The sequence below is a fragment of the Streptomyces sp. NPDC001492 genome, assembly GCF_053597275.1.
In genome coordinates this window covers 213,882-235,227 of record NZ_JBSFHW010000002.1, presented here as the reverse complement: position 1 = coordinate 235,227, position 21,346 = coordinate 213,882, and the positions used below count along the sequence as shown (strand labels likewise).

20 protein-coding genes and 1 pseudogene are annotated in these 21,346 nt (G+C 71.3%); 10 read left to right on the top strand and 11 right to left on the bottom strand.

All coding sequences use genetic code 11. The features are described from left to right. Positions 1–253 precede the first annotated feature (253 nt). From ACWC1K_RS03405 to ACWC1K_RS03395, 3 genes are all read right to left on the bottom strand, one after another. Entirely contained in the window at positions 254–667 is a 414-nt protein-coding gene (locus ACWC1K_RS03405) for a VOC family protein (protein WP_450828477.1), read from the bottom strand. Then, the gene (locus ACWC1K_RS03400) at positions 664–1,248 is read right to left on the bottom strand and encodes a dihydrofolate reductase family protein (protein WP_450828475.1); all 585 of its coding nucleotides are present in this window, start codon (positions 1,246–1,248) and stop codon (positions 664–666) included. Before ACWC1K_RS03400 ends, ACWC1K_RS03405 begins: the two co-directional genes overlap by 4 nt. Before the next feature lie 185 nt (positions 1,249–1,433). Then, positions 1,434–2,666, bottom strand: coding sequence for an outer membrane protein assembly factor BamB family protein (locus ACWC1K_RS03395; protein ID WP_450828473.1), 1,233 nt, complete (start codon positions 2,664–2,666; stop codon positions 1,434–1,436). A 237-nt stretch (positions 2,667–2,903) separates the two neighbouring features. On the opposite strand from ACWC1K_RS03395, the gene ACWC1K_RS03390 reads away from it, so the two are divergent. Then, entirely contained in the window at positions 2,904–3,311 is a 408-nt protein-coding gene (locus ACWC1K_RS03390; RefSeq protein ID WP_450828710.1) for a nuclear transport factor 2 family protein, read from the top strand. Between the two features lie 312 nt (positions 3,312–3,623). On the opposite strand, the gene ACWC1K_RS03385 is transcribed toward ACWC1K_RS03390, so the two are convergent. Further along, a complete protein-coding gene (locus ACWC1K_RS03385) occupies positions 3,624–4,511 on the bottom strand; it encodes a LysR family transcriptional regulator (protein WP_351464865.1) in 888 nt (295 codons plus the stop codon). A gap of 120 nt (positions 4,512–4,631) precedes the next feature. Between ACWC1K_RS03385 and ACWC1K_RS03380 the strand changes: the two genes are divergently transcribed. From ACWC1K_RS03380 to ACWC1K_RS03360, 5 genes are all read left to right on the top strand, one after another. Beyond that, entirely contained in the window at positions 4,632–5,303 is a 672-nt protein-coding gene (locus ACWC1K_RS03380) for a succinate dehydrogenase (protein ID WP_450828709.1), read from the top strand. 2 nt (positions 5,304–5,305) lie between these two features. Beyond that, positions 5,306–7,258, top strand: a complete 1,953-nt coding sequence (locus tag ACWC1K_RS03375) for a fumarate reductase/succinate dehydrogenase flavoprotein subunit (protein ID WP_450828470.1) — start codon at positions 5,306–5,308, stop codon at positions 7,256–7,258. After that, positions 7,255–8,001: a succinate dehydrogenase/fumarate reductase iron-sulfur subunit gene (locus tag ACWC1K_RS03370; protein ID WP_450828468.1), complete on the top strand. Its 747-nt coding sequence runs from the start codon at positions 7,255–7,257 to the stop codon at positions 7,999–8,001. The genes ACWC1K_RS03375 and ACWC1K_RS03370 overlap by 4 nt, the downstream gene beginning before the upstream one ends. 327 nt (positions 8,002–8,328) lie before the next feature. Then, on the top strand, positions 8,329–9,102 hold the full coding sequence (locus ACWC1K_RS03365) for a GNAT family N-acetyltransferase (RefSeq protein ID WP_450828466.1): 774 nt from the start codon (positions 8,329–8,331) through the stop codon (positions 9,100–9,102). Next, complete coding sequence (locus tag ACWC1K_RS03360; RefSeq protein ID WP_450828464.1) at positions 9,102–9,911, top strand: lysophospholipid acyltransferase family protein; 810 nt, start codon at positions 9,102–9,104, stop codon at positions 9,909–9,911. Before ACWC1K_RS03365 ends, ACWC1K_RS03360 begins: the two co-directional genes overlap by 1 nt. Positions 9,912–10,238: 327 nt before the next feature. Here the strand turns inward: ACWC1K_RS03360 and ACWC1K_RS03355 are convergent, their stop codons facing one another. After that, the gene (locus ACWC1K_RS03355; RefSeq protein WP_450828462.1) at positions 10,239–10,766 is read right to left on the bottom strand and encodes an STM3941 family protein; all 528 of its coding nucleotides are present in this window, start codon (positions 10,764–10,766) and stop codon (positions 10,239–10,241) included. Between the two features lie 329 nt (positions 10,767–11,095). Between ACWC1K_RS03355 and ACWC1K_RS03350 the strand changes: the two genes are divergently transcribed. Continuing rightward, the gene (locus ACWC1K_RS03350; protein WP_450828460.1) at positions 11,096–12,271 is read left to right on the top strand and encodes an alanine--tRNA ligase-related protein; all 1,176 of its coding nucleotides are present in this window, start codon (positions 11,096–11,098) and stop codon (positions 12,269–12,271) included. Positions 12,272–12,282: 11 nt separating this feature from the next. Here ACWC1K_RS03350 and ACWC1K_RS03345 read toward each other — a convergent pair whose 3' ends face one another. Continuing rightward, a complete protein-coding gene (locus tag ACWC1K_RS03345) occupies positions 12,283–12,639 on the bottom strand; it encodes a MerR family transcriptional regulator (RefSeq protein WP_450828458.1) in 357 nt (118 codons plus the stop codon). Positions 12,640–12,740: 101 nt separating this feature from the next. Here ACWC1K_RS03345 and ACWC1K_RS03340 point away from each other — a divergent pair, with 101 nt between their 5' ends. After that, a complete protein-coding gene (locus tag ACWC1K_RS03340) occupies positions 12,741–13,526 on the top strand; it encodes an amidohydrolase family protein (protein WP_450828456.1) in 786 nt (261 codons plus the stop codon). A gap of 139 nt (positions 13,527–13,665) precedes the next feature. Here the strand turns inward: ACWC1K_RS03340 and ACWC1K_RS03335 are convergent, their stop codons facing one another. Next, entirely contained in the window at positions 13,666–16,008 is a 2,343-nt protein-coding gene (locus tag ACWC1K_RS03335; RefSeq protein WP_450828454.1) for an ATP-binding cassette domain-containing protein, read from the bottom strand. A gap of 90 nt (positions 16,009–16,098) precedes the next feature. Then, positions 16,099–16,704 (bottom strand): NADPH-dependent FMN reductase, encoded by a 606-nt coding sequence (locus tag ACWC1K_RS03330; RefSeq protein ID WP_450828452.1) that lies wholly within the window; start codon positions 16,702–16,704, stop codon positions 16,099–16,101. Between the two features lie 91 nt (positions 16,705–16,795). On the opposite strand from ACWC1K_RS03330, the pseudogene ACWC1K_RS03325 reads away from it, so the two are divergent. Together ACWC1K_RS03325 and ACWC1K_RS03320 are read left to right on the top strand one after the other, a co-directional pair. Next, positions 16,796–17,653 (top strand): annotated as a pseudogene (locus ACWC1K_RS03325) (helix-turn-helix domain-containing protein); the annotation flags it as partial. A gap of 113 nt (positions 17,654–17,766) precedes the next feature. After that, the gene (locus ACWC1K_RS03320) at positions 17,767–18,798 is read left to right on the top strand and encodes an alcohol dehydrogenase (protein WP_450828450.1); all 1,032 of its coding nucleotides are present in this window, start codon (positions 17,767–17,769) and stop codon (positions 18,796–18,798) included. Here the strand turns inward: ACWC1K_RS03320 and ACWC1K_RS03315 are convergent. From ACWC1K_RS03315 to ACWC1K_RS03305, 3 genes are read right to left on the bottom strand one after another with little or no spacing between them, the layout of a single operon-like run. Further along, entirely contained in the window at positions 18,785–19,783 is a 999-nt protein-coding gene (locus tag ACWC1K_RS03315) for an LLM class flavin-dependent oxidoreductase (protein WP_450828448.1), read from the bottom strand. The genes ACWC1K_RS03320 and ACWC1K_RS03315 overlap by 14 nt on opposite strands. A gap of 57 nt (positions 19,784–19,840) precedes the next feature. Continuing rightward, a complete protein-coding gene (locus ACWC1K_RS03310) occupies positions 19,841–20,974 on the bottom strand; it encodes a hypothetical protein (RefSeq protein WP_450828446.1) in 1,134 nt (377 codons plus the stop codon). Between the two features lie 18 nt (positions 20,975–20,992). After that, positions 20,993–21,268, bottom strand: coding sequence for a hypothetical protein (locus ACWC1K_RS03305; RefSeq protein WP_450828444.1), 276 nt, complete (start codon positions 21,266–21,268; stop codon positions 20,993–20,995). Between the last annotated feature and the right edge of the window lie 78 nt (positions 21,269–21,346).

Genomic DNA, 21,346 nt, shown 5'->3' with positions numbered 1-21,346 from the left:
GGGGTGGGGCGCGAGGCGGCGCTACACCTACGAGGAGACGATCGCCGGGCAGCCCGCCAAGCCGGGCAGTTCCGCGGACGGCCCGCGCTACGAGCCGTCGGACATCACGGGAGTCCTGCTCGCCCCCGGCTTGGCCTGAACCGGCCGACGCCTGAGCGCCCGAGCCACGGTACGAGTGGGATGTCGCCTTGCGCTGCGCCGCGGTCACGCCGCGGGAAAAGCTAACTTCGTCGCTCCGCAGACCGTGGCCGCCTCAGGCGAAGTCTGCTGCGGTGATGCCGTCGGAATGTCCGGAGGGCCACTCCACCAACTCGATCCGGTACCCATCCGGGTCCGTGAGCCACGACGTCTTCGGGCCGTGAGGGCCGCCCGGGTACTGGACGGGTCCGGGCCTCAGACCGGCTTCGGTCAGCGCCTCCAGGGTGGTGGCGAGCCTCTCCACCTGGAGCGCGAGGTGGTCGAAACCGGTGCCCACGTCGACCGGTCCGTCGCCGGGGCGGTGGACCAGTTCGAGCGAGGCGGCCGGTTCGCCGGGGAACTTCAGGATCACGAGGCGAGCCCCGTCGCCGGCCTCGACCCTGCCCAGTTCGGCGTAGCCCAAGGCGGTGTAGAAACCGAGCGAGCGGTCCAGGTCGGTGACGCGGTAGGAGACGAAGAGCGTCTTCACGCGGCCTCCTCGGGTCGATGCACCCGGTAGCGGAGATGCGTGACGTCTCGGTCCTCGAGCCGTCGGACGAGGTCGAGTTCGATGTGATCGCCACCCAGGTGGTCGAACAGGCGTCGACCGGCCCCGAGGAGGACCGGAATCAGGTGGATCTCCATCTCGTCCAGCTGCCCGGCGCGAAGAAGTGCTTGGGCCGCCCCAGCTCCATGGACCATGACCGGCCGGTCCGCTGCGGCTGCGCGAGCCAGCCGGGCGCAGTCCTCGGCATCGGTGACGAAGCGCGCGTGGCCCGGTGGCACGTCCTCGTCATCCACCTGGTGGGTGAGGACGAAGATCGGCACACCGTCATGGTGATCGCCCTGCCAGCGCCCGGCGAGTTCGAAGGTCCGACGGCCGGAGATCACCGCGCCGGTCGCCAGCGCCTCACGGTAGACCTGGCCGCTCGGACCGTCGGACTCCCGGTCGTCGAGCCAGTTGAAGAGCCGTCCACCGTCGCGTCCGAGCTCCTGTCCCGGCCGATCGTCCGGGCCGGCGATATAGCCGTCGAGCGACATCGACATGTACAGCCGAATCGGATTGTTCATCCTGGCCTCCCTCTCTCCTCCATGACACCGGAATCCGGCGTTTCGCGATCCGCCGACAGGGCGGGTTGTCACACGGAAGACTTCAGGCAACCGGGGAATTCATCGGCCCCGTCCGTCCGGGCCCCCCGGACCGGCTGCACGAGCCGGCCCTGGTGGACGCGACGGGCGGGGGTGCCGCCCCGGTCCTAGGGCAGCGGCAGTGAGCGCAGGGAACCGTGGGTACGGGCCATGACGACGACGTGGCCCGTGTCCCCGCCCGGCGTGAAGACCAAGGGGTATTCGCCGGCTCTGGTCTGCGAGTACACCGCGGACATGCGGGGTGCGGTGGTTCCGGTCCCCTGCGGACCGGCGTGCAGGTCGAGGGTGATCACGCGGTTCCGCGTCGTGCGGTCGTTGCGGGGGGTGAAGGTCACGAACCGGCCGCCGGCCACGGTGGCGTCCGCCTCGGTGGCGTACGTGCTCCACAGTTTGCGGTCGTTCCCGAGGTCGTACGCGTACCAGTTGCCCGCGCTGGTGTCCTCGGCGCCGGCCTCGTACAGCACCAGGATCCCGTCGTCGGAGATCACCCCGCGTACGGGCTTGTCGGCCGTGTTCCTCGGGGTCGGCAGCGGCCTCAGCGTCGCCGGATCCAGGCGCCGCATGGGTGCGAAGGTGTCCCCGGCGGAGAGCGGGCTGCCGGTGCAGACCAGGTAGTGGCCGCCGGTGACGAGGTGCGGGCACTCGACGCCCGCGGGACTGGTCGCCACGGTGACGCCGGTGCGGGCGTCGCGGGCGGTGACCCGGGTGCCGTCGGCCGTGTAGACGCGGCCCTGGAAGGCCGCCAGGTGTTCGCCCGTCATCCAGCCGACGGTCCGGTGCCAGAGGGGCGTGCCGTCGGATGCGCGAACGGCGTCGAGAACGGGGGTGTGGGTGAAGGGAGCCGATGCTTCGAGAGCGTAGACGACTCCCTCCGCGGCGCCGAGAGCCAAGTAGGTTCGGCCGGTGGGGAGTTGATGGGTCCACGCCTGCGCGCCCGTCCGCAGGTTCGCCGCGCGGAGGACACCCGCGACCCCCGTCACGGCCCGTTCGTCGGCCGCGTCGACCACCAGTCCGGCGCTCTTGCCGTGGTCGCCCGCGGGCACCGTCCAGGTGATACGGCCGTCGGCCCGCGAACGCCCCGCGAATCCGCCGGAGTTGGTCGCGCACACCACCTGGTGCGCCGTCGCGCCACAACTGCCGTGGGCCTCCTGGCTGGAGAGGGTCACCGCCCAGGCACGCCACGGCCCCGAGACGGACTTCGAGGTCGTCTCCACCGTCGGTCCGAGGCCGCCGGACGGCGACGAGACCGCCGGGCTCTTCGGCCCGCCGGACGCGGTGTTCCCCGCGCAGCCCACCAGCACCAGCAGTGCCGCGCCGACCGCAATGATCCGCCGCTTCATCCCCGCCCACCCCCGTGTGAGAGAACCCCATGCTACGACCGCTCAGCGCTCCAGCAGCATCCGCTGCAACTCCCGTGCCGCCCGCCCGGCGCCCGGGTGGGTCGCGCTCATCCTGACGGCCGGCTGTGAGGTGCCAGGCAATCCGGTTGCGGACGCGCCGGGGTCGGAGGCGAGGATGCGGGGGTGAACGATGAAACCGAAGCGGTGAACCAGGCGATCGCGGGCGAACTGAGCCTGATGGATCCCGCCGTCCGCTCCTCCGCCGAGGGTGCCCGCCTGATCGATCCCGAGTTCGTGGAGGTCGGCGCCTCGGGCCGGCGCTACACCTACGAGGAGACGATCGCCGGGCTGCCCGCCAAGCCGGGCAGTTCCGCGGACGGCCCGCGCTACGAGCCGTCGGACATCACGGGAGTCCTGCTCGCCCCGGGCCTGGTGCACCTCACCTTCGAAACCGTCTTCGACGGCCGACGGGCCCGCCGCAGCTCGCTGTGGCGCAAACGGGACGAGGAGACGGGCTGGCGCATGTACTACCACCAGGGCACGCCGGTGCCTCCTGGCAGGACGTCGACCACTTCCCGGATGCGACGGGGATCGGCGCGGAGCCTGTCGACCAGGGGATCCGTGGTACGCAGCACCAACCGGTAATGCGCCGTGAGCCGCCACCCATCGCCCGGGCGCGGGCTGAGGCGGAGCTCGATCGCGCCGCCGGCGCCGGCACCCGGGAGGTTCTCCCGGGCACTTGCAGCGGTAATACGTGACGAAGTGGAGGCGCCCGTCGCACGTATTTCGCTGTGAGCTTTGAATGCCGTCCGAGCGGTTGTCTCCCAAATCAACAACCCCCACAGGACGCACACGACGGCGGCGCACAGTCGAAGAGTCCTCAACACGCCCGGCATCGGTTCCCCCTCCACGTCCGCTGCGCCAGGGTAGAGCCGGACAGGCCACCTGCGGAGAGTTTCACCGCTCCAACAGCATCCGCTGCAACTCCCGAGCCGCCCGTGGTGGCGCCACATCGCTGCGGTGGGCCAGGGCGATCGTGCGGTGGAGGCCGGGGCGGGCCAGGGGGGTGACCCGTAGGCCCCGTCCGGAGCGTGTCGCGACCATGCGGGGGACGACGGCCACGCCGAGGCCCGCGCGGACGAAGCCCAGCACCGCGTCCATCTCACCGCCCTCCACCGCGAAGTCCGGCTCGAAGCCCTCGGCGCGGCAGGCGGCCACCGTCAGTTCGCGCAGGTCGTAGCCGTGCCGGAACATGACCATGGGCTCGCTCTCCAGGTCGGCGATGCGGACGGTGCGCCGGCCCGGGCCGGCGGGCGCGGGCGACTCCGGGGACGACACCACGACCAGGTCCTCGCGCAGCAGCTCCACCGTCGTCAGCGCGGGGGAGGGGGACGGCAGCGGCAGCACGACCAGAGCCAAGTCCAGGGCGCCGCGGGCGAGTTCCCGTACGAGATCGTGGGAGCCGCCCTCCTCGATCAGCAGCCGGATGCCGGGATAGCGGTCGTGGAAGGCGCGCAGGACGTCGGGCAGCAGACCCGTGCACAGGCTCGGGGTCGCGCCCAGCCGCACCCGGCCGCTGCGCAGCTGCACCAGCTCCTGCACCTCGTGCCGGGCCGTGTCCGCGTCGGCCAGGATGCGGCGGGCCAGCGGCAGCAGCGCCTCGCCCGCGTCGGTCAGCGTGATGTTGCCGCGCGCCCGCAGGAACAGATCCGCGCCGAGCTCCCGCTCCAGCGCCTTGATCTGCTGGGACAGGGAGGGCTGCGCGACATGGACCAGGTCCGCGGCCCGGGTGAAGTGCCGGGTCTCGGCGACCGCCACGAAGTACTGGAGCTGCTGGAACTGCATCCTCGTACGATAGCCGCTGGCTATGGAATCAAGCCGGACCATGTCTTGGACCGATCGGGACCTTCGGCCCTAGCGTCTTGAGCCATGGCTCTGGCAACGCGGACGGACCGACGGCCGTCGATGGCGCGCACGGTGTGGGACAGCTCCGTCGGCAAGAAGACGGTGATGGCCGTCAGCGGCATGATCATGCTGCTGTACCTGGTCGCCCATGTGATCGGCAACCTGAAGATCTTCTTCGGCGCCGGCGAGTTCAACCACTACGCGCACTGGCTGCGCACCGTGGGCGAGCCGTTCATGCACTACGAGTGGACGCTGTGGCTGGTCCGCCTTGTACTGATCGTCGCCGTCGTCGCACACGCCGTCTCCGCGTACCAGCTCAGCCGCCGCGACATCACGGCACGGCCCAGCAAGTACGTGCACAAGAGGGCCAGGGCCAGCTACGCGACGCGGACCATGCGGTGGGGCGGGATCATCCTCGGTCTGTTCATCGTGTGGCACATCCTCGACCTGACCACCGGCACCGTGCACTCGGGCGGCTTCCAGGAGGGCCACCCGTACCAGAACGTCGTGGACACCTTCTCCACCTGGTACGGCAACGTCATCTACATCGTCGCGATGCTCGCCCTCGGCCTGCACATCCGGCACGGCTTCTGGAGCGCGGCCCAGACCCTCGGCGTCGGCAGCCGCAGCCGCGACCGCGCGCTCAAGACCGTCGCCAACGTCCTCGCACTGCTGCTCACGGCCGGCTTCATCGCCGTACCCGTGGGCGTCATGACCGGAGTGGTGAGCTGAACATGACCGCTGAGTACGTGGAGTACACGACCGGTGAGCCGGTCATCGACACCAAGGCCCCTTCCGGCCCGATCAACGAGCGCTGGGACAAGCGCCGTTTCGAGGCCAAGCTGGTCAACCCGGCCAACCGGCGCAAGCACACGGTGATCGTGGTGGGGACCGGCCTTGCGGGTGGTTCGGCGGGGGCCACGCTCGCCGAACAGGGCTACCACGTCGTCCAGTTCTGCTACCAGGACTCCCCGCGCCGCGCCCACTCCATCGCCGCGCAAGGCGGCATCAACGCGGCGAAGAACTACCGCAACGACGGCGACTCCGTCCACCGGCTGTTCTACGACACCGTCAAGGGCGGCGACTTCCGCGCCCGCGAGTCGAACGTGCACCGGCTCGCGCAGATCTCCGTCGAGATCATCGACCAGTGCGTGGCCCAGGGCGTGCCCTTCGCCCGTGAGTACGGCGGCCTGCTCGACACCCGCTCCTTCGGCGGCGTACAGGTCTCCCGCACCTTCTACGCCCGCGGCCAGACGGGGCAGCAGCTGCTGCTCGGCGCCTACCAGGCGCTCAGCCGGCAGATCGCCGCGGGCAACATCGAGATGCATCCGCGGACCGAGATGCTCGACCTGATCGTCATCGACGGGAAGGCGCGCGGCATCGTGGCGCGCGACCTGATCACGGGCCGCATCGACACGTACTTCGCGGACGCCGTCGTCCTGGCGAGCGGCGGCTACGGCAACGTCTTCTACCTGTCGACGAACGCCATGAACTCCAACGCCACCGCCATCTGGCGGGCCCACCGGCGCGGCGCCTACTTCGCCAACCCCTGCTTCACCCAGATCCATCCGACCTGCATCCCGCGCACCGGCGACCACCAGTCCAAGCTCACGCTGATGAGCGAGTCGCTGCGCAACGACGGCCGGATCTGGGTGCCCAGGGCCAAGGGCGACGACCGGCCGCCGAACAAGATCCCCGAGGACGAGCGCGACTACTACCTGGAGCGCATCTACCCGTCCTTCGGCAACCTGGTCCCGCGCGACATCGCCTCCCGTGCCGCCAAGAACGTCTGCGACGAGGGCAGGGGAGTGGGCCCCGGCGGGCAGGGCGTCTATCTGGACTTCGCCGACGCCATCAAGCGGATGGGCCGCAAGGCGGTCGAGGAGAAGTACGGCAACCTCTTCGACATGTACGCGCGGATCACCGCCGAGGACCCGTACACCGTCCCCATGCGGATCTACCCCGCCGTGCACTACACGATGGGCGGACTGTGGGTCGACTACGACCTGCAGACCACCGTTCCGGGCCTGTTCGCGATCGGCGAGGCCAACTTCTCCGACCACGGCGCGAACCGCCTCGGCGCCTCCGCACTCATGCAGGGCCTGGCCGACGGCTACTTCGTGCTGCCTGCCACCATCAACGACTACCTCGCCCGCAACCCGCACCACGAGCCGGTCACCGGCCGGCACCCGGTCGTCCAGGAGGTGCTGGCGGAGACCCAGGACCGCCTCAACCTCCTGCTGTCGGTCGACGGCGACCGTACCCCCGACTCCTTCCACCGCGAAGTCGGCGAACTCATGTGGGAGTTCTGCGGCATGGCCCGTACGGACTCCGGTCTGCGCAAGGCGCTGGAGCGTATCCCGCAGATCCGCGAGGAGTTCTGGCGGCGCATCAAGGTGCCCGGTACCGGCGAGGAGTTCAACCAGTCGCTGGAGAAGGCCAACCGCATCGTCGACTACCTCGAACTCGGCGAGCTCATGTGCCTGGACGCACTGCACCGGGCGGAGTCCTGCGGAGGCCACTTCCGCGAGGAGTCCCAGACGCCGGACGGTGAAGCCGCCCGCAGGGACGACGAGTTCGCCTACGCGGCCGCCTGGGAGTTCACCGGCACCGGCGAGGCCCCGACCCTGCACAAGGAAGACCTGGTCTTCGAGTACGTCCACCCCACTCAGCGGAGCTACGCATGAAGCTCACCCTGCGCGTCTGGCGGCAGCAGAACGCCGACGCCGAAGGCGCCATGTCCACGTACGAGGTGGACGGCATCTCCTCCGACATGTCGTTCCTGGAGATGCTCGACACCCTCAACGAGGAGCTCATCCTCAAGGGCGAGGACCCGGTCGCCTTCGACCACGACTGCCGCGAGGGCATCTGCGGTGCGTGTTCGCTCGTCATCAACGGCGACGCGCACGGCCCGGAGCGCACCACCACCTGCCAGCTGCACATGCGGTCCTTCCGGGACGGCGACACGATCGACATCGAGCCCTGGCGGGCCTCGGCCTTCCCGGTGATCAAGGACCTGGTGGTGGACCGGTCGGCGTTCGACCGCATCATCCAGTCCGGCGGCTACATCACCGCCCCGACCGGCTCCGCACCCGAGGCCCACGCCGCACCCGTGCCCAAGCCGGACGCCGACTTCGCCTTCGAGCATGCCGAGTGCATCGGCTGCGGGGCGTGCGTGGCGGCCTGCCCCAACGGGGCGGCGATGCTCTTCACCTCCGCCAAGATCAACCATCTGAACGTGCTGCCGCAGGGCGCGCCCGAGCGCGAGACGCGGGTGCTGGACATGGTGGCGCAGATGGACGAAGAGGGCTTCGGCGGCTGCACCTTGACCGGGGAGTGCGCCACCGCCTGCCCGAAGGGCATTCCGCTGGTGTCCATCACGAGCATGAACAAGGAGTGGCTGCGGGCTACGCGAAAGGTTGCGCGGTAGCGCCGTAGGGGAGACGGTCGTCGGGCGACTGCCGGTGGTCTGTGGTTGCTCGCGCCCGCGCGGCGGAGCCGCATGTCGATGCAGCCCCGCGCCCCTTTCGGGGCGCTGCAGTGAACGTTCGCCGACATTGTGCGGACGGGCGGGGTCGGGAGGTGCTCCCCGGCCCCGTCTCGCGTATGTGCGGCGAGCCGTTCAACAACCCCACACCCGCTCTCTCTGCGTCTGTCACGCGAAGGTCAGCCGGCGTCGGAAGAACAGGGGCGGCAGATCACGCGCCAACGGTCTGCTCCCGCTCCACCGTCCCCGCCAGCCGACCTGGAGAGAGCCATGACCGGCGTCACCACCCTGGACCGTCCCCCGAAGCCCGCCGCACCCGCCCGCTACACCGTGTCCCTCGCCCGCGACGAGGCCGACGTGCGGGCCGCGCAGCGGCTGCGGTACGAGGTCTTCGCCGGTGAGCTGGGCGCCCTGCTGTCCACCCCGCAGCCCGGCCACGACATCGACGCCTTCGACGCGTACTGCGACCACCTGCTGGTACGCGAGGAGACGACCGGCCAGGTCGTCGGCACCTACCGGCTGCTGCCGCCGGAGCGCGCGGCGGTCGCCGGACGGCTGTACTCCGAGGGCGAGTTCGACCTGACCGCGCTCGACGCGATCCGCCCCGGCCTGGTCGAGGTCGGCCGCTCCTGCGTCCACCCCGACCACCGCGACGGCGCCGTCATCAGCCTCATCTGGGCCGGCATAGCCCGCTACATGGTGGACCACGGCCACGAGTGGCTGGCCGGCTGCTGCTCCGTCCCGCTCGCCGACGGCGGCGCGCTCGCCTCCGCCACCTGGGAGAAGGTGCGGGGCAAGTACCTGGCCCCGGAGGAGTACCGGGTACGGCCGCTGCTGCCCTGGGTCCCGGACACCGCGGCCCCGGCCGCCGCCTCCGCCGAACTGCCCGCCCTGCTGCGCGGCTACCTCCGCCTCGGTGCCTGGGTGTGCGCGCAGCCCGCCCATGACCCGGACTTCGGGGTCGCCGACCTGTATGTGCTGCTGTCGATGCGCCGGGTCAACCCGCGCTATCTGCGGCACTTCCTCTCCCTCGTGCCCGCCTGATGAGCGTCTGGCAGCCCAGCGCGCCCTGCACCCCGGGGGCGTGCATCGAGGCGACGGGGTCCGTCACGGCCGTACCGCGTGCCGCGCTGCGGATGGCGGCAGTCGTGGCCCTGGTGCTCGCCGGGATCGTGCTGTCGCCGCTCGGCGGGAGGATCCCCGCCGAGCTGGTGAAGCGGTGGTGCCGGTGGATCGTGCGGGCGGCAGGGGTCCAGGTCCGTGTCACCGGCACCACCGCGCCCACCGGCGGCCTGCTGCTGGTCGCCAACCACATCTCCTGGCTGGACATCCCGCTGCTCGCCGCCGTCCGCCCGGCCCGCATGCTCGCCAAGTCCGACATCCGTGAGTGGCCCGTGGCCGGGCCCCTGGCGGCCCGCGGCGGCGCCCTGTTCATCGACCGCAACCGGCTGCGCGCCCTGCCGGAGACCGTCGCCCGTATCGCGGACGCGTTGCGCGACGGGCAGGCCGTCGGGGTCTTCCCCGAGGGCAGCACCTGGTGCGGACGCGCCCAGGGCACCTTCCGCCGCGCCGTCTTCCAGGCCGCCCTCGACGCGGGCGTCCCCGTACAGCCGGTACGCCTGCACTACCGGATCGCCGGGGGTACGGCCAGCACGACGCCCGCCTTCATCGGCGACGACTCGCTGCTGGCGTCGGTATGGCGGGTGGTGTCGGCGCGGGGCCTGGTGGCCGAGGTCGACGTACGGGACGCCATCGCGCCCGGCAGCCACCCGGACCGCCGCTCACTGGCCCGTGCGGCGCAGCCGGGGGCCACGGCTCAGGCGGACTGGATCCACACGGCGCTGGTGGCCTAGGCCCTGTCGTTTGGATCAGCTCGGCGTCGCGGGGTCTGGCACGCACTCCCCCACTGCCTTAAGGGCGTGGGGGCCCCGGCGGCGTTGTCGTCACTCTCCCCCACTCTCGAATTCGCTCGAGCGGGAGGGGCCCCCATCGCTCCGCGTCGCCCGCCGCGGCAGCGGCCGATGTCACGGCCTCCTCCGCCTTGCAGCTGCACGCTCCCCCCTCTCGGCTTCGCTCGAGCGGGGGGACCCCCACGACCCCGCTCGGGGCGGCTGCAAGGCGCAGTACCCTACGGCCGACCTGATCCAAACGACAGGACCTAGCGCCGTTTCGACGGGCGTTCAGTGCTGTACCGCGAGTCCGGGGCGGTGGCGCCGCATCGCGTCCAGGACCGCCTCGGGCGGCACCGGCAAGGTGTTGGTGGCCAGGGTGGCCGGACCGAAGCCGAGTCGTACGTTCATGGACGCGGTGCTGCGGACCAGCTTGGGTGCTCGGGCCAGATAGGCGTCCGGGTCGTGCAGCACCAGCTCGATGAACGACTGCGAGGTGTTGCGCACCCGCTGCTCGCGTATCCGCACGCCGGCTATCTCGTCCCACCCGAACCGGCCCAGTCGCACATGGTCCACGCCCGCGTCGTCCAGCACCAACTCAGGCAGGTCGCGGAGCAGGCGCTGGAGGATGAGCACCGAGCACAGCCCGAAGAAGGGCACGGCCAGCGCCCCCGCCACAGTCATCTTCAGGGTGCTGTGGGCGGCCAGGAAAGCAATGCCCACAGCGACGAAGACGAGAGACCCGGCCAGCATGGCCCATGCGCGGCCCTTGGCGAGCGGGTAGACCGTCGGGGGCAGCGGAACGCTGTTACTGATCACGGGCTCAGACAATAGGACCGCGGCCCTCGTCGGCGGAAGCCTTTTCGTGCCGCACGGCACGAGACCCCACCCGATGCCCGGAAACCCGGAAGACGGGCCGCACCACCCCCTGTTACCGTCCCTTCCATGAAGGTCAGGACCTGCTCCCCCCACACCGCAGCCGCGCGAGCGACCAGCTCCCCGGCTGCCGACGCCTGACCTCTCCACCTCTCCTCGGCGGCCGGAAACGGATCGCCGGGATGTGGTGCCACCCCGCTGCGGACGCTCGCAGGGCTCACAGGCTGCTCCCGCGGTCCTCTCCGGTCCCCACGACCTGAACGGACACCGCCATGGACACCGACCAGACCGTACGCACGTTCACCGACTTCTACCGTGAACGCGGCCACCGCCTGATCACCGGAAGCTCCCTCCTGCCACCGCCCTCGGACCCGGTGCTGTTCACCACCTCCGGCATGCACCCCCTCACACCCCACCTCCTGGGCCGCCCCCATCCCCAGGGACGGCGCCTGATCAACGTCCAGCGCTGCCTGCGCACCACCGATCTCGACGAGGTCGGCGACTGCACCCACCTGACGGTCTTCGAGATGCTCGGCTCGTGGTCCCTCAGCGACTACGGCCACTCACAGAGCCTGCGCTGGGGGTACGAGCTGCTGCGCGACGGGTTCGGCATCCCGCGTGAGCGGCTGCACGTCACGGTCTTCGGCGGCGGTGACGAGGTCGGTCCCGACACCGAATCGCTGGACACCTGGCAGGAGCTGGGGCTGCCCGTGGAGCAGACCGGCGAGGAGAACTGGTGGTCCAACGGCCCCATCGGCCCCTGCGGCCCGGACTCGGAGATCTTCGTCTGGACCGGTGACGTCGGCACCCCGCCCCAGGGCACCCCCACCACCGACCCGCGCTGGGTGGAGATCTGGAACCACGTCAACATGCGCTACCGACGCAACGAGGACGGCACCCTCGAATCCCTGCCCCAGACCGGCATCGACACGGGAATGGGCCTGGAACGCCTCATGACCGTGCTGCAAGGACACCGTTCGGTCTACGACACGGATCTGTTCGAACCGTGGATGCGGCTGCTCCCGCCGCTGTGGGACCTGGACGAGCCCTCGACCCGTCTCGTCTGCGACCACCTGCGCTCGAGCATCGTCGTGCTCGGCGACGGCGTACGCCCGTCCAACACCGGCCGCGGCCATGTACTGCGCCGCCTCGTCCGCCGCCTCCTGACCACGCTGCGCCGCGACGACCCCTCACGCACCCTGACGGACCTGCCCCTGGAACTGGTGGACCACACCCTGAACCACTTCCGCCAGCCCCGCGGTACCGACACCGTCCGCACACTGCTCCTGGAAGAGGAGCACCGCTTCACCGGGCTCCTCGAACGCGGCCAACGCGTCCTGTCCCGACCGCAGTTCAAGGGCCCGCTGACCGAGGAGGACTACCACTACCTCCACGACACCCACGGCCTGCCGCGCGACCTGGTGGCCGGTCTGCTCACCGGCGACTGACGGCAGTTCGTTCATCGAGGACGCTGCGCAGCGGCCGTAATGGCCTGTTGCAGGGCCTGGCGGGCGTGTGCCAACTCGGCCGCGCGCCGGTCGAGGCGGGCGAGCTGGGCGTGGAGCTTGTCCAGTACTCCTGGGCACGGACGCAGCGAACCGTCCGCCAGAGCGCACGGCAGGATCTGCCGGATCAGGTTGGTGGACAACCCGGCCGCCAGCAGGGCGCGGATCTGTCCGACCGTCTGCACGGCGGTGTCGTCGTATTCGCGGTATCCATTGGCTCGACGGCTCGAGGTGAGCAGGCCGACGCGTTCGTAGTACCGCAGCAGACGCTCACTGGTCTCGGTTCTCTTGGCCAACTGCCCAATCAGCATCGTCTCTCCACGGAGCTTGACCTTGCCACGGTGTCAACCTTCAACGATGGGGCGGGCGGCGGCATTCCGTCGCCGTCACCCGCCCTGACCAGGAGAATCCGTTGATCATCGATGCGCACAGTCACGTCCACGATCCCGTGCACAGCCACATCGCCCTGCTGGACGAGGCGGGAGTCGACCGGGCCGTGCTCTTCGGCACCCGTCCGCATCCCGAGCGGGCCACCGATCTGACCTCGTTCCGGCGCGAGATGAGGGCGCTGGACGAGACGATCAGTGGACGATCCGGCGGTCCGGACCACCACCGGACCGCAAGGCAGGAGCTGGACGCGGCGTGCGCGGCACACCCGGATCGTTTCATCGGCTTCGGCAAGGTTCGCCTGGACCTGCCGGCCCAGCAGATCGCGGTAGAAGTCGAGGGGGAGGTCGTCGGCCGGGGCTTTCGGGGAATCGGTGAGCTGACCCCGCCACCGGACGGGGCGGGCCGGATCGAGCCGGTTCTGCGGGCGGCCGCCGATCACGGCGGGCTACCGGTCGTCGTGCACGGTTTCGCCCCCACCACGGCGGGAGACCTGGCGACACTGGCCCGCCTCGCGCGCCGTCACCCGACTGTCCCCCTGGTGATCAGCCAGCTCGGTGGACTGAACTGGCTCACGGCGATAGAGCTGGCGCGGGACACCCCGAACCTGTACCTGGAGCTGTCGACGGCGAACATCGTCTTCGCGGTGCGGCTGGCCATCAACGAGGTGCCGGACCGCACCCTGTTCGGCTCGGACGCGCCCTACGGCGACCCGTTCCTCGCCCGCACCACCGTCGAACGCGTCACCGCGCCAGGCGCACTGCGCGATCGCGTCCTGGGCGGCACCCTCGCGGAACTGATCGGTCTCTGACCGGCTGAACCAGAACGCGGAGCCGACACAGCCGTGCCGCGCGCTCGGCGCAGTCGGCGAAGTGGGGAGCCCCGTGCAGCGTCTCGATGCGGTCCGGATCGCCGTGCTGTGATGCCGACAGCGGCGTCGACGGCTGCGCTCACGCCTCCCGCGGTGGCAGCACCCGTGCCAGATACGGAGCCGTGGCGCTCCCCGCGACGCCCGCCACCTCCGTCGGCGTCCCGGCCGCCACGATCCGCCCGCCCGCGTCCCCGCCGCCCGGCCCCAGGTCGATCACCCAGTCCGCACCGGCCACGACCGACATGTCGTGCTCGACGACGATCACCGTGTGACCGGCCTCGACGAGACCGTGCAGCTGCCGCATCAGGACCTCGACGTCCGCCGGATGCAGACCGGTGGTCGGCTCGTCGAGGAGGTAGAGGGTGTGGCCGCGGCGGCCGCGCTGCAACTCGCCGGCCAGCTTGATGCGCTGGGCCTCGCCACCGGAGAGCTCGGTGGCGGGCTGGCCCAGACGCAGGTAGCCGAGGCCCACGTCGAGCAGGGCGGCGAGACTGCGCTCCACCGCCGGGGTGTCCGCGAAGAACTCCGCCGCGCTCTCCACCGTCAGGTCCAGCACCTGGGCGATGCTCCGGCCCCGGTACGTCACTTGGAGCGTCTCGGGGTTGTAGCGGTCGCCGCCGCAGTCCGGACACGGCGCATACGTGCTCGGCAGGAACAGCAGCTCGACGCTGACGAACCCCTCGCCCTGGCAGGTCTCGCAGCGCCCGCCGGCGACGTTGAAGGAGAAGCGGCCGACGCCGTAACCGCGGGCCTGTGCCTCCTTGGTGGCCGCGAACACCTTGCGTACGACGTCGAAGAGGCCCGTGTAGGTGGCGAGGTTGGAGCGCGGGGTGCGGCCGATGGGCTTCTGGTCGACGGAGACCAGGCGTGCCACGTCCGCCAGATCCTCGGTGATCTCGCCGATGAGCGTCGACTTGCCGGAACCGGAGACACCGGTGACGGCGGTGAACACGCCGAGCGGGAACTGGGCCGTCACCCCGCGCAGGTTGTGCCGGGTGACGGGACCGACCTTCAACTGGCCGCGGGGAGTGCGCACTTGGCGTACGGCGGTGGGGGAGCGGTCGAAGAGGAAGCGGGCCGTCGCGGACTGCGGGACCGAGGCGAGGTCCGCCACCGGCCCGCTGTACAGCACCTCTCCGCCGTGCTCGCCGGCGCGTGGGCCGACGTCCACCAGCCAGTCGGCGCCACGCATGACGTCCAGGTGGTGCTCCACCACGAACACCGAGTTGCCCGACGACTTCAGCCGCTCCAGGACGGTCAGCAGGGCCTCCGTGTCCGCCGGGTGCAGGCCGGCGGACGGCTCGTCGAGGACGTAGACGACACCGAACAGTCCGGAGCGCAGCTGCGTGGCCAGGCGCAGCCGTTGCAGCTCGCCCGTCGAGAGGGTGGGAGTGGAGCGGTCCAGGCTGAGGTAGCCCAGGCCGAGTTCGAGGACCGGCGCGATACGGGAGGTGAGGTCCTCGGTGAGGACGCGGGCGGTCTCGTCGCGCGCCACCAGACAGCCCGCGAGGTCGGTCAGCGGCAGCGCGGCCAGCTCGGCGATCGTACGGCCCGCGAAGGTCACCGCCAGCGCCTCCGGACGCAGCCTGCTGCCGCCGCACGCCGGGCAGGGCGCGCTGGCCAGGAAGCGTTCGGCCCTGGCCCGCAACGTGGGGCTCTTGGAGTCGGAGAAGGTCTTCATGACGTAGCGGCGGGCGCTCATGTACGTGCCCTGGTAGGGCCGCTGGATGCGGTCCGCGTCCCGTACCGGGTGCACGGTGACGACGGGCTGCTCGTCGGTGAACAGGATCCACTCCCGCTGGTCGGCCGGGAGTTCGCGCCACGGCCGGTCCACGTCGTGGCCGAGCGCGTCGAGGATGTCGCGGAGGTTCTTGCCCTGCCAGGCACCCGGCCAGGCGGCGATCGCGCCCTCGCGGATCGACAGCGACGGGTCGGGGACCAGCAACTCCTCGGTCGTTCGGTGGACCCGGCCCAGGCCGTGGCACTCCGGGCAGGCACCGGCGGCCGTGTTGGGCGAGAACGCGTCGGAGTCGAGGCGTGGGGCGCCGGGCGGGTAGTCGCCGGCCCGGGAGAACAGCATCCGCAGGGAGTTCGACAGGTTGGTGACCGTGCCGACCGACGAGCGGGACGTCGGGGCCGAGCGCCGCTGCTGGAGGGAGACCGCGGGCGGCAGTCCCGTGATCTCGCCGACCTTCGGCGCGCCGACCTGGTGGATCAGGCGGCGCGCGTACGGGGCGACGGACTCGAAGTAGCGGCGCTGGGCCTCGGCGTAGATGGTGCCGAAGGCGAGCGAGGACTTCCCGGACCCGGAGACCCCTGTGAACACGGTCAACACGTCCCGCGGGATGTCGACGTCCACGCCCTTGAGGTTGTGCTCGCGGGCGCCGCGGACGCGGACGTAGGGGTCGTGAGGGTCGTGCATGAACGGGAACTCCGTACGGGTCTTCGGCTGCGGCGGGACAAACGCCGCGATTCTAAGCCGTCGGCCTCGCCTGCGGGGCGTCTTCCCAGGTCACGCCGGGTAGGGCGCGGCCTCGCGGGCCGAGCGCAGTGCACCGGCCCACCAGGCCAGCTGCTCCAGCAGCGTCTTGGCGTACCCGGCGGCGTCGGGGTCGAGGGGACGCCCGTCCTGCCAGGCGGTGAAGTAGTTCGGAAAGGCGAGACCGTCGCGGATGGTCACCGCGTGCAGCTCGGTCAGCACGTTCTCCAGGTGCAGTACGGCATGCCGGCCGCCTGCCGCGCCGCCGTAGCTGACGAAGGCGACGGGCTTGGCCGTCCACTGGGTGAAGTGCCAGTCGATGGCCGCCTTCAGTGAGGCGGGATAGCTGTGGTTGTACTCCGGTGTGACCACGGCGAACGCGTCGGCGCCCTCCAGGGCCGACGTCAGTGCCGCCATCCCGGCCGGGCGGGGGTAGGCGTCACCGGCGTACTTCGGCGGCTGTGCGGGCAGCGCCAACGGGATGTCGATCTCGGCCAGGTCGACGACCTCCACGTCGAAACCACCGTGCGCGCCCGCCTGTCCGGCCATCCACGAGGCCACCACCGGGCCGAACCGTCCGTCCCGGACGCTTCCGACGATGATCACCAGCTTGTGCTTGCTCTGCTCGTTGTTGTCCATGCCCACCACGGTCACGCCGCGCCCCGACGGCAACCAGACCGTGCTCAGGCCGGCCCCCGCAGGGCCAGGCTGAGCCCTCCGCGAGCGGCGGGCAGCGGCCTATGCTCGGCTCATGGGCACGCCGTTGGGGGACTTCATCCGGGCCAAGCGCGACAGCATCCAGCCCGAGTCGCTGGGGCTGCCGCATCACGGCCGCCGCCGCTCACCGGGCCTGCGGCGACTGGATCTCGCCGCGCGGGCCGGCATCAGCGTCGAGTACCTCACCCGCATGGAGCAGGGCCGGGACCGCAACCCGTCGGTGGCGGTGGTCAACGCCCTCGCAGATGCGCTCAGCCTCGATGCGGCCGAGCGGAGCCACCTGCGCTACCTCGCGAAGATCACCGGCGGCGCGTGTGTCGCTCACACCCGGCCCGCGCCTGTCCGCCGAGAGGTCCGCCCCTCCGTCTTGGAGACACTCCGCCTCCTGGAGCCGGGCATCGCGATGGTCACCAACCGGCTGGGCGACGTCCTCGCCCACACCAGCGGCTACGCGTCGGTGATGAGCGGCACCGGACTGCTCGACGCGGACACCCCGAACCTCACCCGCTACGTCTTCACCGACCCGCGCGCCCGGACGTTCTTCTCCGACTGGGACGACATCGCCGACCAGCAGGCCTTCGACCTGTGGCTGGCACCGTCGGCCGAGAGTTCCGAGTGGTTCAGCACCGAACTCGCCCCCGTCGCCGGCTCCGACTTCACGAGCCGCCTGCACCGTCATGTGGTCCCGCGGCGCGGGGACCTCCGCCTCGACCATCCTTCCGGGTGCGCACTCCGGCTGGTCCGCGAGGTGCTCGAACTCCCTTCGGATGCCCAGCAGTTGGTCGTCCTCCTGCCCGCGGACGAACGGACGGCCCAGGCCGTCGACCAACTCCGCCGCCGGGCCCGCGGCGGACTGCGGGCCATTTCGTGAGGCCGGGCCGTCGTCCTTGATCGTTTCGTCTGTTTCGCGCGCGGGATCGGCTTCGAGCTGATGTGCTGGACCCTGGGGCTTTCGCCCCGTTCCTGCCCACCCCGGAGGGACAGATGAGCAGTACCTATCGAGTCGCGCAGGCGATCGAGGCCGGCGGCCCGTTCCAGATCGTCGAGCGCGAGGTGCCGCAGCCGGGCCCGGGTCATGTACGGGTGGCGGTGGAGGCCTGCGGGGTCTGCCACAGCGACACCCTGTTCGTGAACGGCGGTGCGCCGGGCATCAGTTTCCCCGTGGTCCCCGGACACGAGATCGCCGGACGGATCGACGCGCTCGGCGAGGGCGCCGCGGAACGGGGGTGGCAGACGGGCGACCGGGTGACGGTCGGCTGGTTCGGCGGCAGCTGCGGCCACTGCACGCCCTGCCGGCAGGGCGACTTCGTCGTCTGCGTCAACCTCAAGGTGCCCGGCTGGGCGTACGACGGCGGCTTCGCCGAGATGCTGATCGCCCCGGTCGACGCCCTGGCCCGGATCCCGGACGCCCTGTCCGCGACCGACGCCGGGCCCATGGCCTGCGCGGGCGTGACCACCTACAACGGGCTGCGGCGCAGCTCCGCCCGGCCGGGTGATCTGGTCGCCGTGCTCGGCCTGGGCGGCCTCGGGCACCTGGGCGTGCAGTACGCGGTGGCGATGGGCTTCGAGACCGTGGCGATCGCCCGCGGGGCCGAGAAGGCCGACTTCGCCAAACAGCTCGGCGCCCACCACTACGTCGACAGCACGGCGCCCACCCCTGTCGCGCAGGCCCTGCAGTCCCTCGGCGGCGCCAGGGTCGTACTGGCCACGGCGGGCAATTCCCAGGCGATCACGGCCACTGTGGACGGCCTGGCACCCCGCGGCGAACTCGTCGCCATCGGGGCGGACCCCGAACCCCTGGGCATCAGCCCGGTCCAGCTGCTCATGAGCGGCAGGATCGTCCGCGGCCATCCGTCCGGCACCGCACAGGACGTGCAGGACACCATGGCCTTCAGCGCCCTGCACGGCATCCGCCCGATGACCGAGACCCTGCCCCTGGACCAGGCCGGCGAGGCCTACCGGAAGATGCTCTCCGGCACCGCCCGCTTCCGGATGGTGATCACTACCGGGAGGTGATCCGGGCGAGGCGCCGGTACGAGTCGACCAGCGCCGCACGGTCGTACGTACTGGTCGTGACCAGCACCTCCTGCGCGCCCGTCTCCTTCAGCACCGTCTCCAGCTCGTGCGCGACCTGCTCCTCGGTGCCCGCGATGTGGCCGGCGAGCCCGGACTCGTAGAATCCGCGTTCCTTGCCGGTCATGGCGAGACCCTCGACGCGCTCGGCGGGCGGCAGCGGCGGGAAGGTGCCGTGCGTGCGGGAGTACGCCATCGACCAGGCCTCCGGGACCAGCAGCCGACGCGCCTCCTCGGGCGTGGCGGCCACGGCGACCGTGCCGGAGATGACGACGTACGGTTCGCTCGCCCACGGGGAGGGCCGGAAGCGGGCGCGGTAGTGGTCGATGGCGCGCTGCATCTTCTCGCGGCCCCTGAGGTCGCCGATGACCATCGGCAGGCCCGCGCGGGCCGCGACCTCGGCGCCCTCGCCCATGGCCAGCACGAACGGCGGCACGGTCAGACCCTCCGCGGGGCGCGCGTGCACACCCGTCGGGGACGTCCCGCGGAACCAGCCGAGCAGCTCCTCCAACTGCGCCCCGAAGTCCTCGGCGTCGCCCTTGTCCCGGCCCAGCGCCTTGCGTACACCGCCCGTGAAGCCGACCGACCGCCCCAGCCCCATGTCGATCCGCCCGGGGAAGAGTGACTCCAGCACCCCGAACTGCTCGGCCACGACCAGGGGTTGATGGTTGGGCAGCATCACACCGCCCGTGCCGACCCGGATCGTGCGCGTGGCACCCGCGACGGCGGCGGCCAGGACGGTGGGCGCGGAACCCGCCACACCCGGCACGCCGTGATGCTCGGACACCCAGAACCGGTGATAGCCGAGATCCTCCAGCTCCTGCGCCAGCCGCACGGTGTCGCGCAGCGCCTCCGCGTCCGTGTGGCCCTCGCGGACGCGGGAGCGGTCGAGGACGGAGAAGCGGGTGGCGGCGATCAGGGAACTCACACGCGGTTCAACGCCTGACAGGCTCCGGCATTCCCGCTCCCCCCGGGTCGCTGCCGGCTACATGACGTCCTGGTGATCCTCCGGTGCCTTCTCCAGCTGCTTCACCTCGTCCGGGGCGGGCTCGGCCGCCAGGAGCTTCTCGGCGCGCTGGTCGATGGTGCGGGTCAGCGCCAGCTGGGCCACCCCGAACACGAGGGCGTAGGCCATCACACCGCGCCACGAGTCGGGTGCCTGGACCACGGGCAGGGCGGCGGTGTCCACCAGCACCAGCCCGGTCACCGCGGTCAGGGCGCCGGTGGGCAGTTTGATGAGTTCCTGGAACAGCGGCAGCCCGTACGGGTTCCAGCTGCCGCCCATCTGCTGGAGCCGCGCCGCCACGTGCAGGGCGGCGCCGAGCACCCCGAGCAGCATGACCACGGCGATCTCGCTCACGCCGGGCGCCAGGTCGCCCGGGCAGTTGCGGCCCGTTTCACAGACGGGCACGGCGCCGACGGCCCACAGGGGCGCGCAGAGGGCGGCGGCGAGGAGGAGACACAGGACCAGGCCGGCCCGGATGAGCCGGTTGCGGAAGTTGCGGCTGCGCACCGCGCGTTCCTCCTGGAGGGCGTAGGCGGCCTGCAGGAGCGCGGCCAGGGCCCACGGCAGACATGCGTCGTCCGGATTCTGCCGGGACTTGAGCGCCTTGACGCGGGCGAACCTCGGATCGTTGCGGGGCAGCGGACGCGCCGTGACCAGGATCGTGTCGAGGCGCTGCCAGGCACGGCGGGGCCGCGACACGGCGAGGATGGCGACGTCGGCCGCGTGCAGACAGGCGAGTGTGCCCTCGTAGGCGTACCCGGACCACCAGCTGCGCAGCCGCCACAGCCAGGACCGGCGCCCACCAGCCTCCTTGATCAGGCTCTGCGCGGAGTCGAGGAGGCATTGGGCCCCGGTGTGCAGCACCGCGTACCGCACCCCGTCCCGGGTGGGCCGGTCCGGTGGGAGGCAGGTGGCGTCCAGTTCCACCTTCAGCACGCACAGACGGGCCTGGGCCCGGTGCAGCCAGGTGTTGGGCCTCCCGGCCAGGGGATAGGGGTACCTGCGGGGCCGGACGGGACGCGCACGGAGCGCGGACAGCCCTCCCGCGAGGGAGGTGCGGGGGCGGGGTGCCGGCGCGCGCAGGCGTCTGTGCGGGCGGGAGCGAGGGCTCATGGTTCCTCCGCCGCCCGGTCAGCAGGCCGCGGCGGGCGGCTCGGACCGCGGGGGCCGGCTCGAGTCCGGGTCCACACCGCACAAGGTCACGACGTTCTTGCGGGCCAGGCGCTCCTCGTTCAAGGCCAGTGCCGCCCCGGGCTTGCCGAAGTGGCGTGCCCAGCCGTCCTCGAAGGATGCGAACTGCCTCTTTCTGAGGGTCCCTTCGAGCTCGGGCACCGTGCAGCCGGCCGCGACCAGCGCCCCGACGAAGGCGATCCCCTTGCCCCCTCCGCCTTCCCGAACCAGGCCCACCCGGGATGTTGTCGCCTCCGGGCCGGCAGCCGCGTGCGCTTCCACCGTCCTCACCCCCGTCGCGGTGGCGGGCGCGCC

Coding starts and splice junctions, on each gene's coding strand:
- ACWC1K_RS03345 (WP_450828458.1), bottom strand. CDS start 12,639: ATGCTGATTGGGCAGTTGGCCAAGAGAACCGAGACCAGTGAGCGTCTG.
- ACWC1K_RS03400 (WP_450828475.1), bottom strand. CDS start 1,248: ATGAACAATCCGATTCGGCTGTACATGTCGATGTCGCTCGACGGCTAT.
- ACWC1K_RS03330 (WP_450828452.1), bottom strand. CDS start 16,704: ATGGACAACAACGAGCAGAGCAAGCACAAGCTGGTGATCATCGTCGGA.
- ACWC1K_RS03380 (WP_450828709.1), top strand. CDS start 4,632: ATGGCGCGCACGGTGTGGGACAGCTCCGTCGGCAAGAAGACGGTGATG.
- ACWC1K_RS03310 (WP_450828446.1), bottom strand. CDS start 20,974: ATGAGCCCTCGCTCCCGCCCGCACAGACGCCTGCGCGCGCCGGCACCC.
- ACWC1K_RS03390 (WP_450828710.1), top strand. CDS start 2,904: ATGGATCCCGCCGTCCGCTCCTCCGCCGAGGGTGCCCGCCTGATCGAT.
- ACWC1K_RS03385 (WP_351464865.1), bottom strand. CDS start 4,511: ATGCAGTTCCAGCAGCTCCAGTACTTCGTGGCGGTCGCCGAGACCCGG.
- ACWC1K_RS03320 (WP_450828450.1), top strand. CDS start 17,767: ATGAGCAGTACCTATCGAGTCGCGCAGGCGATCGAGGCCGGCGGCCCG.
- ACWC1K_RS03375 (WP_450828470.1), top strand. CDS start 5,306: ATGACCGCTGAGTACGTGGAGTACACGACCGGTGAGCCGGTCATCGAC.
- ACWC1K_RS03335 (WP_450828454.1), bottom strand. CDS start 16,008: ATGCACGACCCTCACGACCCCTACGTCCGCGTCCGCGGCGCCCGCGAG.
- ACWC1K_RS03360 (WP_450828464.1), top strand. CDS start 9,102: ATGAGCGTCTGGCAGCCCAGCGCGCCCTGCACCCCGGGGGCGTGCATC.
- ACWC1K_RS03350 (WP_450828460.1), top strand. CDS start 11,096: ATGGACACCGACCAGACCGTACGCACGTTCACCGACTTCTACCGTGAA.
- ACWC1K_RS03370 (WP_450828468.1), top strand. CDS start 7,255: ATGAAGCTCACCCTGCGCGTCTGGCGGCAGCAGAACGCCGACGCCGAA.
- ACWC1K_RS03395 (WP_450828473.1), bottom strand. CDS start 2,666: ATGAAGCGGCGGATCATTGCGGTCGGCGCGGCACTGCTGGTGCTGGTG.
- ACWC1K_RS03365 (WP_450828466.1), top strand. CDS start 8,329: ATGACCGGCGTCACCACCCTGGACCGTCCCCCGAAGCCCGCCGCACCC.